Origin of the sequence: Sphingobacterium puteale (assembly GCF_050986225.1) — a bacterium.
Lineage (GTDB): Bacteria > Bacteroidota > Bacteroidia > Sphingobacteriales > Sphingobacteriaceae > Sphingobacterium > Sphingobacterium puteale.
Map to the genome: position 1 here is coordinate 3,817,067 of NZ_CP158959.1, position 16,884 is coordinate 3,833,950.

Genomic DNA, 16,884 nt, shown 5'->3' on the forward strand with positions numbered 1-16,884 from the left:
AAATTAGAAGGTTAAGGATATACCAACAGAAACAGATTTAGCAGCTGGATAAACTCCAGCATCCGTACCAATCTGAACATTACTACCTGAGGTTACCTCAGGGTCAAATCCCCTGTAGCTAGTCCATGTAAATAGATTTTGTGCAGCGAGGTATAGGTTTAAATTCGTAATATGTGCATTTTTCAGCCATTCTTTTGGAAAGCTGTAACCAAGTTGCAGCGACTTCAGTCGTGCAAATGATCCACTTTCGACAAATTGGTTCGAAAATACCGGTGCGGGATCCAGCTTAGCTCTTGGGTATAGCTGACTTGGATTGTTTGTTGTCCAGCGGTTAAGTGCATCAATCGATGCATTCTGCTGACCGGTAAACATCTCGAGGTTTTGGCGGTTGATATTCAGCAGATCGTTGCCAACGGTTCCCTGAATCAGAAAAGACAAATCAAATCCTTTGTAAGAAAGCGTATTACTGATACCAAATATAAAATCAGGCTGTGCGTTGCCGATCATAGTCCGGTCGTTGGCGGTGGTAAACTGACCATCGCCATTAATATCTTTATACAAGCGATCGCCGGCTTTTGGGTTTGCATTTCCAGTCAAGGCTCCTTTACTATTCTCTTCGCCCAATTGTAAAATACCATCGGTTACGGTTCCATAAAAAGTACCCAAAGGTTCTCCAACTTTAATAATATAATTTCCAGTGATATAAGATGTGACGCCTTCACCGATAGTTAACACTTTATTTCGGTTAAAAGAGACATTTAGATCTGTATTCCAACTAAAGTTTCCCTGTAGATTTTTTGATTTCAGACCGAACTCTAAACCTTTATTTGAAACAGAACCGAAGTTTTGCAATGAAGTGGCATAACCTGAGGTCCAGGGAATCTCCACATTCAATAAGAGGTCTTTTGTCTTTTTATAATAATAGTCGACGGTAAACTGTAATCGATTTCTAAAAAGTGAAAGGTCAAAACCTACGTCATATTGAAAAGTAGTTTCCCAGCCCAGGTTCTTATTCGGCACCCGTTGTGACGCAAATCCTGTGATCACATTATTCCCAAAGAGGTAATTTAAACTATACAAGGTCGAAAGAGATTGATATTGTCCTATCTCCTGATTTCCGGTTGTGCCAAAGCTCGTGCGTATTTTAAAATCATCAACACCGGAGAAAACCTGTTTGAAAAAGGGCTCGTTTATTATACGCCATGAAAATGCCAATGAGGGGAAATTTCCCCATTTATTGTCAGCACCAAATCTGGAACTGCCGTCACGACGTACACTCGCCGAAATATAATATTTATTTGCATAATTATAGTTGACCCGCGCCAAATAAGAATGCAACACCCAATTATAGGTATCCGAGGTAGGTCTTGTGAGGATAGAGCCACTCTGCAGGTTATTGAAAAGCAAGTCGTCTGTGACAAAATGCTGTGCACCGGCACTGAACACTTCATTTTTATTTTCCTGCTGTGTAAAACCCAGCAACGCATTGAAATTATGTTGTCCGATAACTCCGGTATAGGTTAAGGTATTCTCGTTCAGCCAAGAAGTGCCATTTAAATTTCCCAAACTTGCCTCCCCCTTTGATCCCGCACCTTCATAGATATAGGACGGAAGATAGAATTTGTCATTGCGATTATTGAGATCAATCCCAAGAAGTACTTTCGCCTGTAGCCCTTTTAAAATACGATACTGTGCAAAGGAAGTACCTAAAACACGTAAAGCATTTGATGTGTTTTTGGTTTCTTTCAATGTCGCAATAGGATTAGCAAAGATGTTCTCAAAGGGATTTCGTAGGGTATAATCACCGTTGGGCTCGTATATTGTAGCTGTAGGCGGCATAATCAGCAGTGCATTCACGATACCTGCTGGAGCGATTTGGGCATTTGTTTTATTAATGGATAAATTGGCTCCTACCTGCAAACGATCGAAGGGATTTGCATTGATGTTCGAACGGAATCCCAAACGTCTGAAATCTGTATTTATAATGACGCCTTCCTGATCGAAGTAATTTGCCCCCAGAAAATACTGCACTTTCTCAGCTCCTCCTGACAATGACAATTGATGGTTTTGTAATTTCCCAGTCCGAAAGGCCTCCTTTTGCCAATTTGTTCCTTCGCCTAATTGATCCAGCTCTGTCTGTTTCCGATATTGATTTTGACCTAAGCCAGGGTTGGCATCATACAATGCCTCGTTTCGAAGAACGGCAAAATCATGGGCATTCAAGACGTCAATTTTCTTGAGCACACTTTGTGCACCTATACTACCATCATAGTTCAACTGTAAATGTCCTGCTTTCCCCTTTTTGGTGGTCACCAAAATAACACCGTTTGCCCCACGTGAGCCATATATTGCTGTCGCAGCAGCGTCTTTTAATACTTCAATACCTTCAATATCCGCAGGATTAATACTTGCCAGGGGATTCATGGGGGCTCCGCTCCCGACGCCTGTGCTTTCCGCCTGATTATAGACAGGAAAGCCATCGATAACATATAGCGGTTCGTTTCCGCCCTGTACGGATGCACCGCCACGTATACGGATACTCACGCCGCCTCCGGGCTGCCCCGAAGTTTGCGTAACCTGAACACCAGAAATCCCGCCCTTCAGGGTCTGATCGAGAGAAGACACAGGCTGCTTGAGCAGATTTTCCGGCAAGGATGCCACCGCTCCTGTCAAATCACGGCGTTTTTGGGTTCCGTATCCAACTACCACGACTTCCTCCAGATCCTCTGAAGTTGGAGAAAGCTCAATAACAGCCGGAGATGTATTTACGACGACCCTTTTCTTCTGATAACCAACAAAGGTTAGGATAAGGGTAAAAGGAAGTTTCTGTCCCGTGACAAATTGGAACTTGCCATGACGGTCTGTTTTTACACGATGTGTTACGGCCTCTAGTTGTATGGTCACCCCTTCAATGGGCTCTTTGGTCGTGCCATCAATTACTGTTCCTATTAAGGAGGCATTGATGATCGGTTGGGGCTGCTGTGCCAGGACCGGTACAAAGGTATACAGTACAAGCAGGACTAATATAGCATACGAAAGTACGCTGAAATTTTTCATTGTCAGTTCTATTTAAAGTGAATACGCAAACAAGTGCCAACGCCATTGGTACCCTTGTTATTAAAACTCAAATTACTTACTTAATGAAGTATAAATAAGAAAAAGGGAGTGCTCAACGGCACATTCGCATTCGACAAATGAAAAGGAAGGAGTTAAAAATTGGAGTAATTTCTCCATTGCTTCTAAAAGCGATTAGATAGTCGTTTTTCATACTTGTTCAAAATTTGTAGTCTAGATTTTATGTTCGTTGCCAACGCCAATTGTTAACGACAGTACAAATATAAAAATAGTTTTCAAAAAGACTACCAAATAAGTAGTCTTTTTGAAAACTATTTTTACAAGATGAATCCATCTAATCGCATGCGCCTTATGCCAAAAAATAAGCCCGATATTAAATCGGGCTTATTACTACGGATACGTTAATCCGCTTATTTTAGTGGGAACATATACCATTCGGAATTCCCTATTTTCGCTGTGCTATTCTCCGCTTTCTTTGGCAGCAAGATATCTTTCTGCTTCAAGCGCTGCCATACAACCGGTACCGGCCGCAGTAATTGCTTGACGGAATATATTATCCTGTACATCTCCGCAGGCAAATACTCCCGGTATATTCGTTGCCGTACTATCTGGCTTAGTAATCAGATATCCTGTCTCGTCCATATCCAATACTCCTGTAAATAATTCAGTATTTGGTTTATGACCGATCGCCACGAAGAAGCCTGTTACGTCCAGATCTTTTTCAGATTGGTCTTTGTTGTTGATAACACGGATTCCAGTCACTACCTGACCGTCACCTAAAACTTCTTTTACTTCCGAGTTATAATGTACTTCGATATTTGGCGTGTTCATTACACGGTGTACCATCGCTTTGGAAGCGCGGAATTCATCACGACGCACCAACATATGTACCTTAGAACATAATTTCGCCAGATAAGTAGCCTCCTCTGCAGCAGTATCGCCTGCACCTACGATCGCAACTTCCTGATTTTTAAAGAAGAAACCATCACAGACAGCACAAGCTGATACTCCAAAACCGTTATATTTCTGTTCAGATTCCAGGCCCAGCCACTTTGCTGTCGCTCCTGTAGCAATGATCACGGTGTCTGCTGTAACTTGTACTGTTCCGTCTATTTCTACACGATGTACATCGCCTGTGAAGTCCACTTTTGTCACATAACCAAAGCGCACGGAAGTTCCAAAGCGTTCAGCTTGCTCCCGTAAATCTTCCATCATAACTGGACCGGTAATCCCTTTTGGGTATCCCGGAAAATTGTCCACTTCTGTTGTTTGTGTCAACTGTCCCCCCGGTACAATACCTGTATAAACTACTGGCTTCATATCCGCACGAGCTGCATAAATTGCTGCAGTATATCCCGCCGGACCTGAACCAATAATCAAACATTGTACATGCTCCACTTCTTGTTTGAATTCCATAATCCTTTTTCTAAGCTATTAATAAAGTTATTTTTTAAATTTATCTTGCAATCCTTTCAGCATGTCCAGTGAGATACTTTGAGGTGCCTCTTCTTTTTGCTGATTGAACTCCTTTTTAGCAGTTTTTTTATCCTCTACCGAATGAGTAGATGCCGCTTTCGCTTTTTGCTCACTTTTTTCTTTCTTATATCTTATCCAGATATTTTCCAGTACTTTTTTGGTATATAAAGGGAAATCACCATTCTGCATCCAGGCATAATAACTAGGTTCCTGCTCAAATACGTCCACAATGGCCTTACCTTTGTGTTTACCAAAATTAATGGTTTCCAATCCGTCTTCGTTATATACAATACGTCCTGCAAAATCCACAGGCTTACTTAAGTTGGTAAACTCATGTAATGCAGCCACATCATTGACGACGGGATATGAAACCACACCATGACGGTCTTCGAACGCAGCCCCCTCATATTTGGTCAGCTGCGCTTTCAACACTTCATAGGTAGCGCGCACATCTGCTTCGGCGGTATGCGCATTTTCTAAGTTCTCATCACAATAGAACTTATAGGCTGCCTTTAACGTACGTTGTTCCATTTGATGGAAGATGTTCTGTACATCAACAAAGGCACGTCCCTCCAAAGAAAAATCTACGCCTGCACGTAAAAACTCTTCCATGAGCATGGGCACGTCAAACTTATTTGAATTATATCCAGCCAGGTCCGACTCGCCAATAAAAGCAGCCAATTCTACTGCAATTGCTTTAAATGTTGGTGCATCTTTAATGTCTTCGTCGCGAATGCCATGAAAAAAAGTTGATTCCGCAGGAATCGGTCTTTCTGGATTAATTTTCTTCGTATATACTGTTTCCTCACCACTGGGCATCACTTTCAAAAATGATACTTCAACAATCCGATCGGTCGCAACATTAACTCCTGTCGTCTCCAAATCGAAAAATACCAATGGTCTTTTTAATTTTAATTCCATGCTGGATCGTATGCTTTTTTTAACAAAAACCAAAAATACAAAGTTGGATTTGATTTTTGCAGTCTGTGAAATTTAATTTACAACCGCTTGATGAATCGGTTCGAATTGATTGAATCTACCCACAACAACCTTTACCATTTGCTCAAAATCAAGGTATTTGTCAGCAATATCACGAACTTTTTCGGGTGTCATATTTTTAATTTGCTCCATGTAATAAGAATAATACGTTAGGCTCATGTCGTTCAACAAAACACTTTTGAATTTATCAGCATGAGAAAATATACTCTCCAATGATCCCAATAGTGATCCCTCCATATACGTTTTCACCAAATCAACTTCCTCTTCCGAAGCCAGTGTGGTCTTCAGCAGATTAATCTCCTTTTCTATCTCGGCTAAGGTTGCATTGGTTACATCTACCCCCACTTCTGTGGCAATGGTTAAGAAACCGGTATGTTTTAACGTGGCCACAGCCGATCCGATACTATAGGTATAACCTTTTTCCTCGCGTATATTGCGCATCAGCCTTGAACCAAAAAAACCGCCTAACAGTGTATTAACAAACTGTAGTGCTGGGTAATCCGGATGCGTTCTCGAAATTGTCTGACTCCCCAAACGAATAGCCGATTGTAGCGCATTTTCCTTTTCTTCGTAAGCTAAACCTTTTGACTGTTGAGTTAATATGGGACTCCCAGCAAGAGCTGCTGCCTCAGGCCTTTGCCACTCAAAGCCAAAGATCTGCTCCAGCTCGTTGATGAGGTCATTAGAAACATTGCCTGAAACAATCAAAGTACAATTATTAGGTGCGATTTCTTTACGATACAGTGTCGTCAATTGCTCACGGTTAATGGCGTCATAATCGTCAAGTTTTGGTGTACGTCCATAACGATTATTTTCACCGAAGATCAGGTTGTAGAACTTGCGTCGCGCCAGGTAATCATTTTTTTGAATGGATACCTGGAACTTTTGCTTATTATTACGAAGGTAAGTATTAAGCTCCTCCTGCGGAATCGATGCTTCCGTTAAAATATCTTTTACTAACGGCAACAATACTTTGCTATGTCGATTCAACGTATATAACGACAAAGACGTCACGTCAAAAGAATATTCGGGAACAAGAAATGCACCATAAAAATCGACCTTATCAGCAATCTCCGCACTTGACATCGTTGTTGTCCCCTCTTTGAGCAATGCACATAATGCACTATTTAGTAGCGGATTTTCATTTTGTTCATCTAGATACTTATTCTCAAAAATCCATTCAATACGGACAAGCTCTTGTTCAGGGGAATGAAACACATATACAGGTAAGCCATTTGCAAACTGTTTTTTGACCGGTTCCTTCAAGCTTATATGAGCGATTTCCCGGAATTCGGGCGCTTTTGTTCTATCCAACATGACGTATCTCCTCCTCTTGTGCTTTATACATTAATATTGATGCGTTTTCAGGGTTAAAAATAGCTCTTGCTTGTCGCTGCACTTCCTCAGCCGTTACAGCCAGATATCTTGATACTTCTGTATTGATACCATTGGCGTCACCGAGCAATTCATGGAACGCCAAATTCATTGCCTTATCCAAGATGGACAACTCAGCAAACACATTTGTCGACTCGATTTTATTTTTTACTTTTTCCAGTTCCGTCTCAGACACCAATTCTTTTTTCAATAAATCGAGTTCTCCCCATATGGCACGTTCCGCTTCTTCCAGTGTTATTCCTTCGGATGGTTTACCTTCGATCACAAACAAGTTATTGTCAATACTACCCATGACATAGGCATTTAATTCGCTAAAAACCTGCTCCCCTTTCACCAGTCTGCGATACAGTCTCGATGAAGAGCCTCTGGACAGGATATCCGAAAGTAAATCCATGGCAAAATAGCCTTCTTCCAATCGTGCTGGACCATGAAAAGCCATATAGAGCGCATCTAAGGGTACCGGAGCAAAAGCAGTCTCCCTTCTTAATTCCTGTTGTACAGGCTCCTGTGGCAACTGGCGATGATATTTTTGACCGGGTTCGATATCAGCAAACCATTTTTCAACCAGAGATTTTACTTCATCATAATAAACATCTCCCGAAATCACCATAATCGCACTCTGTGGATTATAGTGTAATTTAAAGAAGGCCTTGACATCTGCCATGGTTGCATCTTCGATATGTTTTAGTTCTTTTCCAATGGTAGCCCAACGGTACGGATGCACCTTATAAGCCAGAGGCCGCAGCTTGAGCCAGGCATCACCATAAGGCTGGTTGAGATAGCGTTGTTTAAATTCTTCGCTTACCACATTTCGCTGCACTTCAAGACTCTGTGGTGAGAATGCCAGACTTAGCATACGATCGGATTCTAGCCACAGTGCAGTCTCCAAATTGGAAGAAGGCAACGTAATATAATAATTGGTGATATCATTGCTGGTGAAGGCATTATTCTCTCCCCCGACCTTCTGCAGCTCTGTATCAAAATTAGGGATATTGACGCTACCACCAAACATGAGATGCTCAAACAAGTGGGCAAATCCCGTCTGTTCCGGAGACTCATCGCGCGCGCCTACATCGTATAATATATTCACACAGGCCATTGCCGTGTTGTGATCTTCGTGCACTAATACACGAAGTCCATTTTCTAATGTAAATTTTTGGTATGAAACCATGTAATTTTTTTTCGATTTTATGAAATCCAGTTAATTCCTTTTCGCAATAAGGATAAGGTCTTGGCTTCTTCGGAGCCTTCTTCAGGTCGATGGTCATATACCCAATTGGCCTGGGCAGGTAGACTCATCAATATGGACTCTATGCGGCCATTTGTTTCGAGCCCAAATTTAGTACCAGAATCCCAGACTAAATTAAACTCAACGTAACGCCCGCGGCGGATCAATTGCCAATTTTTCTGCGCCTCATTATATGTTTTACTTCTATTTTTTTCGACCAGCGCAGTATAGGTCGGCGCAAAGCTACGGCCTAAATCACAGGAAAATGCAAAGATATCTTCCATAGGCATTCCAGTCTTGGCCGTATTTAGCTTATCGTAGAAAACGCCACCTATTCCACGTGTTTCCTGTCGATGGCGAATGAAAAAATAGTCATCGGCCCATTTTTTAAATTCATTGTAAAAGTCCGGATTATGCATATCACAGACCGATTTCAATTGCTGATGAAAAAACCGGGCGTCCGCTTCATTCACATAATGCGGTGTCAGGTCTATCCCCCCTCCAAACCAACGCATCTCCTCGTTCAATTCAAAATACCGGATATTCATATGAATAATTGGTACCCATGGATTATTAGGATGAATAACAATGGAAACTCCGGTGGCAAAGAAATCATCTTCATCTACACCAAAAGCCTTCTTTATACTCTCCGGCAGTTTACCATGCACGGCAGAAAAGTTAACTCCACCTTTTTCCAGGATGTTTCCGTTCTGAATAATCCGCGTACGGCCGCCACCACCACCTTCTCTTTCCCATAGTTCTTCCTCAAATCGGGCCGAACCATCCAGCCGCTCCAGCGCCTGGCATATTTCATCTTGAATTTCTTTATAAGCTAAAGCAATTGCTTCTTTTGTTATCATCGACTTTATCGCTACGTTTAAGTTAATTTTTCACTCAAAGCTTGAATAATTTTGGATGCAGGTTGATGTGCATATAAAATCTGGTATACGGCATCACAAATAGGTAACTCAACAGCATACTTCTCCGCATATTCCTGAATGCAGGCCGAAGCATAATAACCTTCAGCCACCATGTTCATTTCGAGTTGGGCAGATTGCACACTATATCCTTTTCCGATCATATTCCCAAATGTTCTGTTGCGGCTGAATTGTGAATATGCTGTGACCAACAAGTCGCCCAAGTAAGCAGAGGTATTGACATCCCGGGATGTGTCCCCATCTACTTTAGCGACAAACCGGCGCATCTCCCGAATGGCATTGGAAACCAGTACCGCCTGAAAGTTATCGCCATAGCCCAAGCCATGGCATATACCGCCTGCAAGAGCATAAATATTCTTTAATACCGCTCCAAACTCTATTCCTATAATATCTTCCGAAAGGATCGTTTTTATAACCCGAGAAGATAAAAGCGAAGCAACCAAGGCAGCATTATCAAGATTTTTGCAACCAAATGTCAGGTAAGACAGCTTGCCCAGCGCCACTTCTTCGGCATGACAAGGACCACCTACCACACAGATCTGCCTTATATCGATGTCATAGCGCTGTTCCAAAAATTCACCGATAATCAAGTTATCCTTAGGAATAATCCCTTTGATGGCTGATACTACTATTTTATCTTTGAAATCTTCCTTGGTGATACCACTCAATGCATCTTTTAAATAGGCTGCCGGCGTATTTAAAATAACAATATCTGAATTGGCAACTACATTTTTTGCATTGGTATCAATGCTGGTAATACTCAAATCGACAGCAACGCCACTCAAATAGGTCGGGTTGTGTTTAAACTTTTGAATATATTCTGCATCTTCCTCTTTTCTAATCCACCAAAAAATATGTTTGTCTTGGTCATTTTCGCATAGCATCTTGATCATCGCCGTCGCCCAGCTCCCGCTACCTATTATACCAATCTTTTTCCCCTGCATGTTTTTAATTTGTTTTCGAAAGCAAATATACTTATTTACTGCTTAGATATGCGATTACATCGGGAGATATGATACTTTAGTTACTTTTAGAAGCGAGAAAATTTTGCCAAAAACCTTTCTCAATGCCTACAAAATAGGCACCGTCCTCCTCTTTAGTGGGATAAATATGAATAAAGTCATGTTGAGCAGGGGACCCTTTTCCCGTCACGAGATCAAATTCATGCCGATGAAACGGACAGATTACTTTGCCCCGCTCACACCAGCCATTTTTTAAAGGAGCTCCCGCATGCGGACATTTTCTGGAAAAGGCATGCAATTGCTCTTCAAACCAAGTCAGACAAATTGTTTTCCCGCCAAGCTTATGCTCGGTTATCCCCTTATCCTTTAAAAATTGGGCGTCATCAATTTTGTACCACTGAAGCATACCACAAGATAGTTAAAAATTACAGTGAATTTTCTATCTTTGTGCAATTTCAAAAATTTGCACTATATATGGCTTTACAATGCGGTATCGTAGGTTTACCAAACGTTGGTAAATCAACATTATTTAACTGTCTGTCGAATGCGAAAGCACAGGCAGCAAACTTTCCATTTTGTACAATTGAACCAAATGTTGGGGTAATTACCGTACCGGATGCCCGTCTAAATAAATTAGCTGAGTTAGTCAATCCACAACGAATCGTTCCCAACACCATTGAAATCGTCGATATCGCGGGATTGGTTAAGGGAGCGTCAAAAGGAGAAGGATTAGGGAACCAGTTCTTAGGAAATATTCGTACCACCAATGCGATCATTCACGTTTTGAGATGTTTTGATGATGGAAATGTCATCCATGTGGATGGTTCTGTAGATCCGATCAGAGATAAAGAAATCATCGATACAGAATTGCAGCTAAAGGATTTGGATACCGTGGTAAAACGTATCCAAAAAGTGGAGAAAATGGCAAAAACGGGTGGAGATAAAGATGCAAAAAAGACTTTTGATATACTTTCCGTTATCAAAGAACATTTGGAATCAGGTAAATCAGCCCGTACAGCTCCGATTGAAGCCGAAGATTTTGAATTTATTCAAGACTTGGCTTTATTAACAGCGAAACCTGTACTGTATGTATGTAATGTCGACGAAGGATCTGTCAATACAGGCAATGCTTATGTGGAGCGTGTAAAAGAAGCGGTCAAAGATGAAAAAGCCGAAGTCCTGATTATTTCAGCGCAAATTGAATCCGAAATTGCGCAATTAGAAAGCTATGAAGAACGCAAGATGTTTTTGGATGATCTTGGTCTGGAAGAATCCGGTGTCCACAAATTGATTAGAGCGGCCTATTCCCTATTGAATTTAGCTACCTACTTTACTGCGGGTGTTCAGGAAGTACGCGCTTGGACGATTGAAAACGGTTTTACCGCCCCTCAGGCAGCGGGTGTTATTCACACGGACTTCGAGAAAGGATTTATTCGCGCTGAGGTGATCAAATACGACGACTTTGTTACTTTAGGTTCAGAAAGTGCTGTAAAAGAGGCCGGAAAATTAGCCGTAGAGGGAAAAACTTATATTGTGCAGGATGGGGACATTATGCACTTCCGTTTTAACGTATAATAGCTGATTAATTCATCAGACCGGAAAAACCGGAGTTCGAAATGCTCTTTTCGACTCCGGTTTTTTCCTTCATATCTGGCATTCCTGCTATCGTTGAGCTGTAACAAAGGTGCATCCATGTTCATTGCTACTTGACAAAATAACGATGTTCGATTACTTCCACCTTTTTAACATCCTTCTCTTCCAGCATTTTTTTTACGTCACAATGCCCCGTCACGCCACGATAAATTAGTGTACCACCGAGTGTCAAACCCGAAAGCCCCGTCAGTGGTGATTTAAAAAGCTTTTTAACACCCAATCCCAAAATAAAGCCACCGGCGATTACGGATAATACACGTTCGGAAGCTCCGATATTCTCTTCGATACAGTCATCCTTTATCTTAGCTTTAATCTTGTCAAATGCAAATGTCAATAGGTTACTCATAATTATCTGTATTTATTTAAGTATTTGTTTCTTAATGTAAACAAATGATGAACCAAAAAAGTTTAAATATAGAATAATAGTTTTTTATGTGATTTCTCCGATCACATCGCTTATATTCGCATTTATCAAATTCAATGTCCATGCAAGTCAAAAAATATTCTGGTGAATTAGTGCCTTTTAACGGTGAGGCCTTAAAGCATTCGCTTTCCCGTTCGGGAGCAAATATGGAGCAGGTAAACCAAGTATACGCTCGTGTTATCAGTGAGATATATGATGGTATTTCTACGAGGGAGTTGTATCAACTGGCCTTCGATACGCTGAAAACAGTTCGTAACTCATTTGCTGCACGCTACAGCCTAAAGCAAGCGCTACGCGATCTGGGGCCAGAGGGGTTTTATTTTGAAAAATATATTGCACATCTGCTTCGTTCAATCGGTTACGAAAGCACCACCGGACAGACGGTGCAGGGGCATGCCGTTTGCCACGAGTTGGATGTCGTCGCTTATAAGGACGGTAAATTAATGACAGCAGAATGTAAATTTAGAAATGATATTGATGCTAAGATTTCCGTCACCACAGCAATGTATTACCTGTCAAGATTTAAAGATATCAGCGGGATTGATTACGAGTTTTTCGGTAAAAAATTACAATTTCAGGAAGGCTGGTTGATTACGAACGCCTATTTCACAACAGATTCCATTAATTTTGCGAAATATTATGGCATCAATCTGCTGTCCTGGGATTATCCGAAGGAAAATAGCATCAAAAGAAGAGTCGATAAGGCGGTCTTTTACCCTGTCACCTGTTTGACAACGCTTTCGGACCTGGAGGAACAGCAGCTATTAAAAAATCAGGTGATCCTCGTAAAAGATATTGTAAGTGTTCCTAAAAATCTAGATTTTCTAGGACTCAACAAAGACAGAAAAGAAAAAGTTCTTAAAGAAGCTCGTGAATTATTAGACTATAAGGTAGAAGAAGAATATTAATAGCATCTAGCTGAAAAGTAATAAGCCATACATTTCGCTAGGTATGGCTTATTTTTCTTTAAAATGATATTATTGAGTTAGCGCAACAGGATAATAAATTTTTCCATAGCGGGAAAACTCACTTAGATCTGTTTTTTTCCAGAAAATACCATAAATGGCAGCACCGGAGCCGGACATGGAGGCATATATCGCCCCTTTCTGATACAGTGCTTCTTTAATCTCTTTCAATAAAGGATGGTTATCAAAAATATTATCTTCAAAATCATTTCGAATCAGGAACTTCCACTCCTGAATGGGTAAACGGATGGCTTCCTCCAGGTTGACATCCGAAGCCTTTGGTTTCACACCTTTGTACGCCTCAGCAGTTGAGACATGAATATCGGGCATGATAACCGCGATATAATATTCACTTAGATCAAGCGATACCGTCTTAAAATCTGTCCCGATTCCAGTCGCAAATACAGGCGTATTTCCAATAAAGAATGGGCAATCCGCTCCTAATTGTGCTGCATATTCTTTTAATTGTAGGTCTGTTAAGTTTAATTTAAACAACTCATTAAGCCCTTTCAAGACAAAAGACGCATCTGCAGATCCTCCTCCAAGCCCAGCTCCGATCGGAATCTGTTTGATTAAATCAATCGTGACAGAAGGAATATCAAATTCTTTTTTTAACAGCGCATGAGCCCGTAAGCAAAGATTATCGGCCTGATCTCCGGGGATACGTTCCCCCTGAACTGTCAATGTAGATTGTTCCTTATCTGTCTCCAACAGCTCTATGATGTCATAGAGCGGTAGCGGATAGAATACACTATTCAATTCATGGTAACCGTCTGTCCGCTTGGCGATCACTTGTAGTCCAATATTTATTTTAGCATTTGCGAAGAGTATCATGTGATATCGTCTAAATCAACAGTTATATTCTGTATTAATAGCTCACTAGTGAACAGATTGTATCACTAAAGCGAGATAACCGGCCTTTTGCTTTGAGAAAGTCCAATGAGATAATAAAGCTATAGGCCGCGATCACTCCGCCCAATTTTTCAATAAGCTTACTCGCCGCCACAACAGTTCCCCCTGTTGCCAAAAGATCATCATGGATCAAAATACGACTCCCCTGCTCAAAGGCATCTTCATGAATCTCAATGGTCGCCTGACCATATTCCAGAGCATAAGATTCAGCAATCGTTTTAAAAGGTAATTTTCCTTGTTTACGGATCGGAATAAAGGGCAAGCCCAATCGGTTGGCCAGTAAAAATCCAAAAAGAAATCCGCGGCTTTCAATACCCGCAATGGCATCAATTTCTATTCCTTGAAGTTGGTCAATAATCGCGTCAATCATTTCATTGCATAGCGCAGCATCTTTCAACAAGGGGGTAATATCTTTAAAGACAATACCCGGTTTAGGAAAATCCACTATATCCCGGATTTCCAATTTCAATTTATCTTGAATCATTCTCAAATATTAAATACGGTGCGATTTTAGCAATAGCAAGATCTGAAAGTGTACCTATCTTGGTAAGATCCTCTATATTCGTATAATTACCATGTTGATCACGGTAATTGACTATTAATTTCGCATCCTTTGGGCTAAGATACGGATGTTTGCCCAATGAATTCGCATCAATCTGGTTAATATTGATTTTTTTGATTCCTTCTAAATTAGACACCATAACGTTATCCTTAATCAGGTCGTATGTTTCGGAAGTAACACCATACACTTCTTTCAATTGCTCTATACGACAAAAACCGCCAAGTACTTCCTTATATTTTAATATACGCTTAGCAAGGATTGCCCCGATCCCCTTCAAACTCATCAATGCGTTTGTATCACAGATATTGATATCTATTTGTTCAGCTTTACTGGTTTCAAATTTATCATACAATAAAGTCGTTTTATCTGTTCTACTTGCTGTTGCGATTTCCTTTTTTATACTAATATATGGTTCAAGTTTGCTATACAGTTTTTCATTGATCGAGTACATCTTTTTGACATCGCTTTTCTCTTTAAAACGACCGCCTTTTCTTTCGTAATTCTTGATCACTGCAATTTGCTTGGCAGACAGTCCAAGTTTCTGCCAATCATCCGTAGGTAGATTATTGGGGTCAAAATAGAATAGCTTCGTCCCCTCTTTTTTACTTTCGGCTCCCGGTTGTACTGCAACAACTTTCTCTTCCGAATCAACATCAGCACCAGAAAATTTCTTATTTGGATAATCAACAAGACCGGTTGAGTCATGAAAGGACTGTTCAAAAACCCGCACCTGATGCGCTATTGGATCCTTTTTATCGTTCCGACGAACCAAAGAATACACAATACTAAACAAAATGATTATCACCAATATAACAAAAAAACCATTTTGCTCTGTTTTATTAAATCTCAAATAAGTCCATAGCCTTTTCATAAGCCGTTAATGGTTTGGTTTTATAAACTTAATAAATTAGAAGGAAAATAAAAAGGGAGATGTTTAAAAAACACCTCCCTTTGTTAAATATTAATACCGTTACAATTTTATAGTGCCGATTTATCTACCTTTTCCACTTTACTTCCATCTTTTAAAGTTTTGGAAATAGCGTCAAATGGTCGAGAAACAACCTGATCTCCCTTTTTCAGCCCCGTGAGGATAATAATATTTTTATCATCTTGAATCCCCGTTTTAATTGGCACTTGCTTGACAGCTTCACCGTTTAAGATAAATACGTATTCTTGTATTTTCTTATTTGTACTGGTCGAATCTTTATCATCGGATCTTACAGTAACAGACTGTATGGGCACGACCAGACCTTTCGCATGTTTTGTGAAAATCTGTACAGTAGCAGATAAGCCCGGCTTAAAAGGAGAAGCGACGTTTTCTTTAACCAAATCTTGATAAGACTCTGCGCTAATGCGAACCTTTACATTAAAATTTGTGACTTGATCAGTAGAGGATGTTGCAGCAGTCGTCGTTGCTATATTTTTGGATGAACTTGCGATTTCTGTAACAATACCTTTGAATTTTCTATCTTGAAAAGCATCCACTTCGATTTCGGCTTGATTTCCCACTCTCACGTTATTGATGTCATTCTCGTTGACATCCACATTTACCTCCATCGAAGACATATTGGCAATACGCATAATTTCAGTACCCGCCATCTGTGCCGTTCCAACGACACGCTCTCCCTGTTCAATGGATAATAAAGAGATAATACCATCTGTAGGAGCGTAAATGGTTGTCCTATTCAGATTATCTTGGGCTTCTTTGACAGAGGCTTGAGATTGATCGATACCATATCTGGTCGACCGGACAGTCTCCCTTTGTGCCTGAATGGCAGCAAGAGTCGAAAAGTATTCAGAAGAACTCTTATCCATTTCAGCTGCGGAAATAACCCGTTTTTCAAAAAGCTCCTGGTTTCTCTTGTAAGTTGCTGCTACATTTTTGAAATTCTCCTCCTGTTGTTTTAGTTGTTGTTGTGCAGCCGCTAGATTGGCACGCTGCGAATTCATCGCAGCTACAGAGCGATCATAGCCGGACTGTAGGATATCGGGTTTGATCCGACAGAGTACCTGCCCTTTTTTTACAAAGTCGCCTTCCTTGATATTTAACTCAACAACCTCACCCGAAACCTCTGAGCTCAGCTTAACTTCTATTTCCGGTTGTATTTTTCCACTAGCAGACACCAATTCATCTACATCCATTTCTTTCACCACATCTACAGCGACTTTGGTAATATCCCCTTTCCCAAACCAGCCGGCCTTAAAGCCGATAAAAACAAAAATTGCCAGAAGCGCTACTACTATTAATAGAATCTTTACTACACTACGTTTTTTCTTTGCCATTGCCTTTGTTAA

Annotated in this window: 15 protein-coding genes; 2 read left to right on the plus strand and 13 right to left on the minus strand. The window is 40.7% G+C overall.

The window, feature by feature from the left end:
* Positions 1-3 precede the first annotated feature (3 nt).
* The 8 genes from ABTV71_RS16215 to ABTV71_RS16250 form a co-directional block, all read right to left on the minus strand.
* Positions 4-3,057, minus strand: a complete 3,054-nt coding sequence (locus ABTV71_RS16215; RefSeq protein WP_433900278.1) for a SusC/RagA family TonB-linked outer membrane protein — start codon at positions 3,055-3,057, stop codon at positions 4-6.
* Positions 3,058-3,534: 477 nt separating this feature from the next.
* Positions 3,535-4,491 (minus strand): thioredoxin-disulfide reductase, encoded by a 957-nt coding sequence (gene trxB / locus ABTV71_RS16220; RefSeq protein WP_121122884.1) that lies wholly within the window; start codon positions 4,489-4,491, stop codon positions 3,535-3,537.
* A gap of 27 nt (positions 4,492-4,518) precedes the next feature.
* Positions 4,519-5,472 (minus strand): 3'-5' exonuclease, encoded by a 954-nt coding sequence (locus tag ABTV71_RS16225; protein WP_121122882.1) that lies wholly within the window; start codon positions 5,470-5,472, stop codon positions 4,519-4,521.
* 72 nt (positions 5,473-5,544) lie between these two features.
* Complete coding sequence (locus tag ABTV71_RS16230) at positions 5,545-6,867, minus strand: M16 family metallopeptidase (RefSeq protein ID WP_433900279.1); 1,323 nt, start codon at positions 6,865-6,867, stop codon at positions 5,545-5,547.
* Complete coding sequence (locus tag ABTV71_RS16235; protein WP_121122878.1) at positions 6,857-8,116, minus strand: M16 family metallopeptidase; 1,260 nt, start codon at positions 8,114-8,116, stop codon at positions 6,857-6,859. The genes ABTV71_RS16230 and ABTV71_RS16235 overlap by 11 nt, the downstream gene beginning before the upstream one ends.
* Positions 8,117-8,133: 17 nt before the next feature.
* The gene (gene hemF, locus ABTV71_RS16240) at positions 8,134-9,033 is read right to left on the minus strand and encodes an oxygen-dependent coproporphyrinogen oxidase (protein WP_121122876.1); all 900 of its coding nucleotides are present in this window, start codon (positions 9,031-9,033) and stop codon (positions 8,134-8,136) included.
* Positions 9,034-9,050: 17 nt separating this feature from the next.
* A complete protein-coding gene (locus tag ABTV71_RS16245; protein WP_108633808.1) occupies positions 9,051-10,055 on the minus strand; it encodes an NAD(P)H-dependent glycerol-3-phosphate dehydrogenase in 1,005 nt (334 codons plus the stop codon).
* A gap of 76 nt (positions 10,056-10,131) precedes the next feature.
* Positions 10,132-10,479: a Rieske (2Fe-2S) protein gene (locus tag ABTV71_RS16250; protein ID WP_433900280.1), complete on the minus strand. Its 348-nt coding sequence runs from the start codon at positions 10,477-10,479 to the stop codon at positions 10,132-10,134.
* Positions 10,480-10,547: 68 nt separating this feature from the next.
* Between ABTV71_RS16250 and ychF the strand changes: the two genes are divergently transcribed.
* Positions 10,548-11,648, plus strand: a complete 1,101-nt coding sequence (gene ychF / locus ABTV71_RS16255; protein WP_121122873.1) for a redox-regulated ATPase YchF — start codon at positions 10,548-10,550, stop codon at positions 11,646-11,648.
* 127 nt (positions 11,649-11,775) lie between these two features.
* Here the strand turns inward: ychF and ABTV71_RS16260 are convergent, their stop codons facing one another.
* Positions 11,776-12,072, minus strand: a complete 297-nt coding sequence (locus ABTV71_RS16260; protein WP_433900281.1) for a YgaP family membrane protein — start codon at positions 12,070-12,072, stop codon at positions 11,776-11,778.
* 140 nt (positions 12,073-12,212) lie between these two features.
* Between ABTV71_RS16260 and ABTV71_RS16265 the strand changes: the two genes are divergently transcribed.
* On the plus strand, positions 12,213-13,058 hold the full coding sequence (locus ABTV71_RS16265; protein WP_121122869.1) for an ATP cone domain-containing protein: 846 nt from the start codon (positions 12,213-12,215) through the stop codon (positions 13,056-13,058).
* Positions 13,059-13,127: 69 nt separating this feature from the next.
* On the opposite strand, the gene ispE is transcribed toward ABTV71_RS16265, so the two are convergent.
* From ispE to ABTV71_RS16285, 4 genes are all read right to left on the minus strand, one after another.
* Positions 13,128-13,949, minus strand: coding sequence for a 4-(cytidine 5'-diphospho)-2-C-methyl-D-erythritol kinase (ispE, locus tag ABTV71_RS16270; protein WP_433900282.1), 822 nt, complete (start codon positions 13,947-13,949; stop codon positions 13,128-13,130).
* Positions 13,950-13,983: 34 nt separating this feature from the next.
* Entirely contained in the window at positions 13,984-14,511 is a 528-nt protein-coding gene (locus ABTV71_RS16275; protein WP_121122865.1) for an adenine phosphoribosyltransferase, read from the minus strand.
* A complete protein-coding gene (locus ABTV71_RS16280; RefSeq protein ID WP_433900283.1) occupies positions 14,498-15,460 on the minus strand; it encodes a ComEA family DNA-binding protein in 963 nt (320 codons plus the stop codon). The genes ABTV71_RS16275 and ABTV71_RS16280 overlap by 14 nt, the downstream gene beginning before the upstream one ends.
* 107 nt (positions 15,461-15,567) lie before the next feature.
* On the minus strand, positions 15,568-16,872 hold the full coding sequence (locus tag ABTV71_RS16285) for an efflux RND transporter periplasmic adaptor subunit (RefSeq protein ID WP_121122861.1): 1,305 nt from the start codon (positions 16,870-16,872) through the stop codon (positions 15,568-15,570).
* Positions 16,873-16,884 lie beyond the last annotated feature (12 nt).

Coding starts and splice junctions, on each gene's coding strand:
- ABTV71_RS16215 (WP_433900278.1), bottom strand. CDS start 3,057: ATGAAAAATTTCAGCGTACTTTCGTATGCTATATTAGTCCTGCTTGTA.
- trxB (WP_121122884.1), bottom strand. CDS start 4,491: ATGGAATTCAAACAAGAAGTGGAGCATGTACAATGTTTGATTATTGGT.
- ABTV71_RS16225 (WP_121122882.1), bottom strand. CDS start 5,472: ATGGAATTAAAATTAAAAAGACCATTGGTATTTTTCGATTTGGAGACG.
- ABTV71_RS16230 (WP_433900279.1), bottom strand. CDS start 6,867: ATGTTGGATAGAACAAAAGCGCCCGAATTCCGGGAAATCGCTCATATA.
- ABTV71_RS16235 (WP_121122878.1), bottom strand. CDS start 8,116: ATGGTTTCATACCAAAAATTTACATTAGAAAATGGACTTCGTGTATTA.
- hemF (WP_121122876.1), bottom strand. CDS start 9,033: ATGATAACAAAAGAAGCAATTGCTTTAGCTTATAAAGAAATTCAAGAT.
- ABTV71_RS16245 (WP_108633808.1), bottom strand. CDS start 10,055: ATGCAGGGGAAAAAGATTGGTATAATAGGTAGCGGGAGCTGGGCGACG.
- ABTV71_RS16250 (WP_433900280.1), bottom strand. CDS start 10,479: ATGCTTCAGTGGTACAAAATTGATGACGCCCAATTTTTAAAGGATAAG.
- ychF (WP_121122873.1), top strand. CDS start 10,548: ATGGCTTTACAATGCGGTATCGTAGGTTTACCAAACGTTGGTAAATCA.
- ABTV71_RS16260 (WP_433900281.1), bottom strand. CDS start 12,072: ATGAGTAACCTATTGACATTTGCATTTGACAAGATTAAAGCTAAGATA.
- ABTV71_RS16265 (WP_121122869.1), top strand. CDS start 12,213: ATGCAAGTCAAAAAATATTCTGGTGAATTAGTGCCTTTTAACGGTGAG.
- ispE (WP_433900282.1), bottom strand. CDS start 13,949: ATGATACTCTTCGCAAATGCTAAAATAAATATTGGACTACAAGTGATC.
- ABTV71_RS16275 (WP_121122865.1), bottom strand. CDS start 14,511: ATGATTCAAGATAAATTGAAATTGGAAATCCGGGATATAGTGGATTTT.
- ABTV71_RS16280 (WP_433900283.1), bottom strand. CDS start 15,460: ATGAAAAGGCTATGGACTTATTTGAGATTTAATAAAACAGAGCAAAAT.
- ABTV71_RS16285 (WP_121122861.1), bottom strand. CDS start 16,872: ATGGCAAAGAAAAAACGTAGTGTAGTAAAGATTCTATTAATAGTAGTA.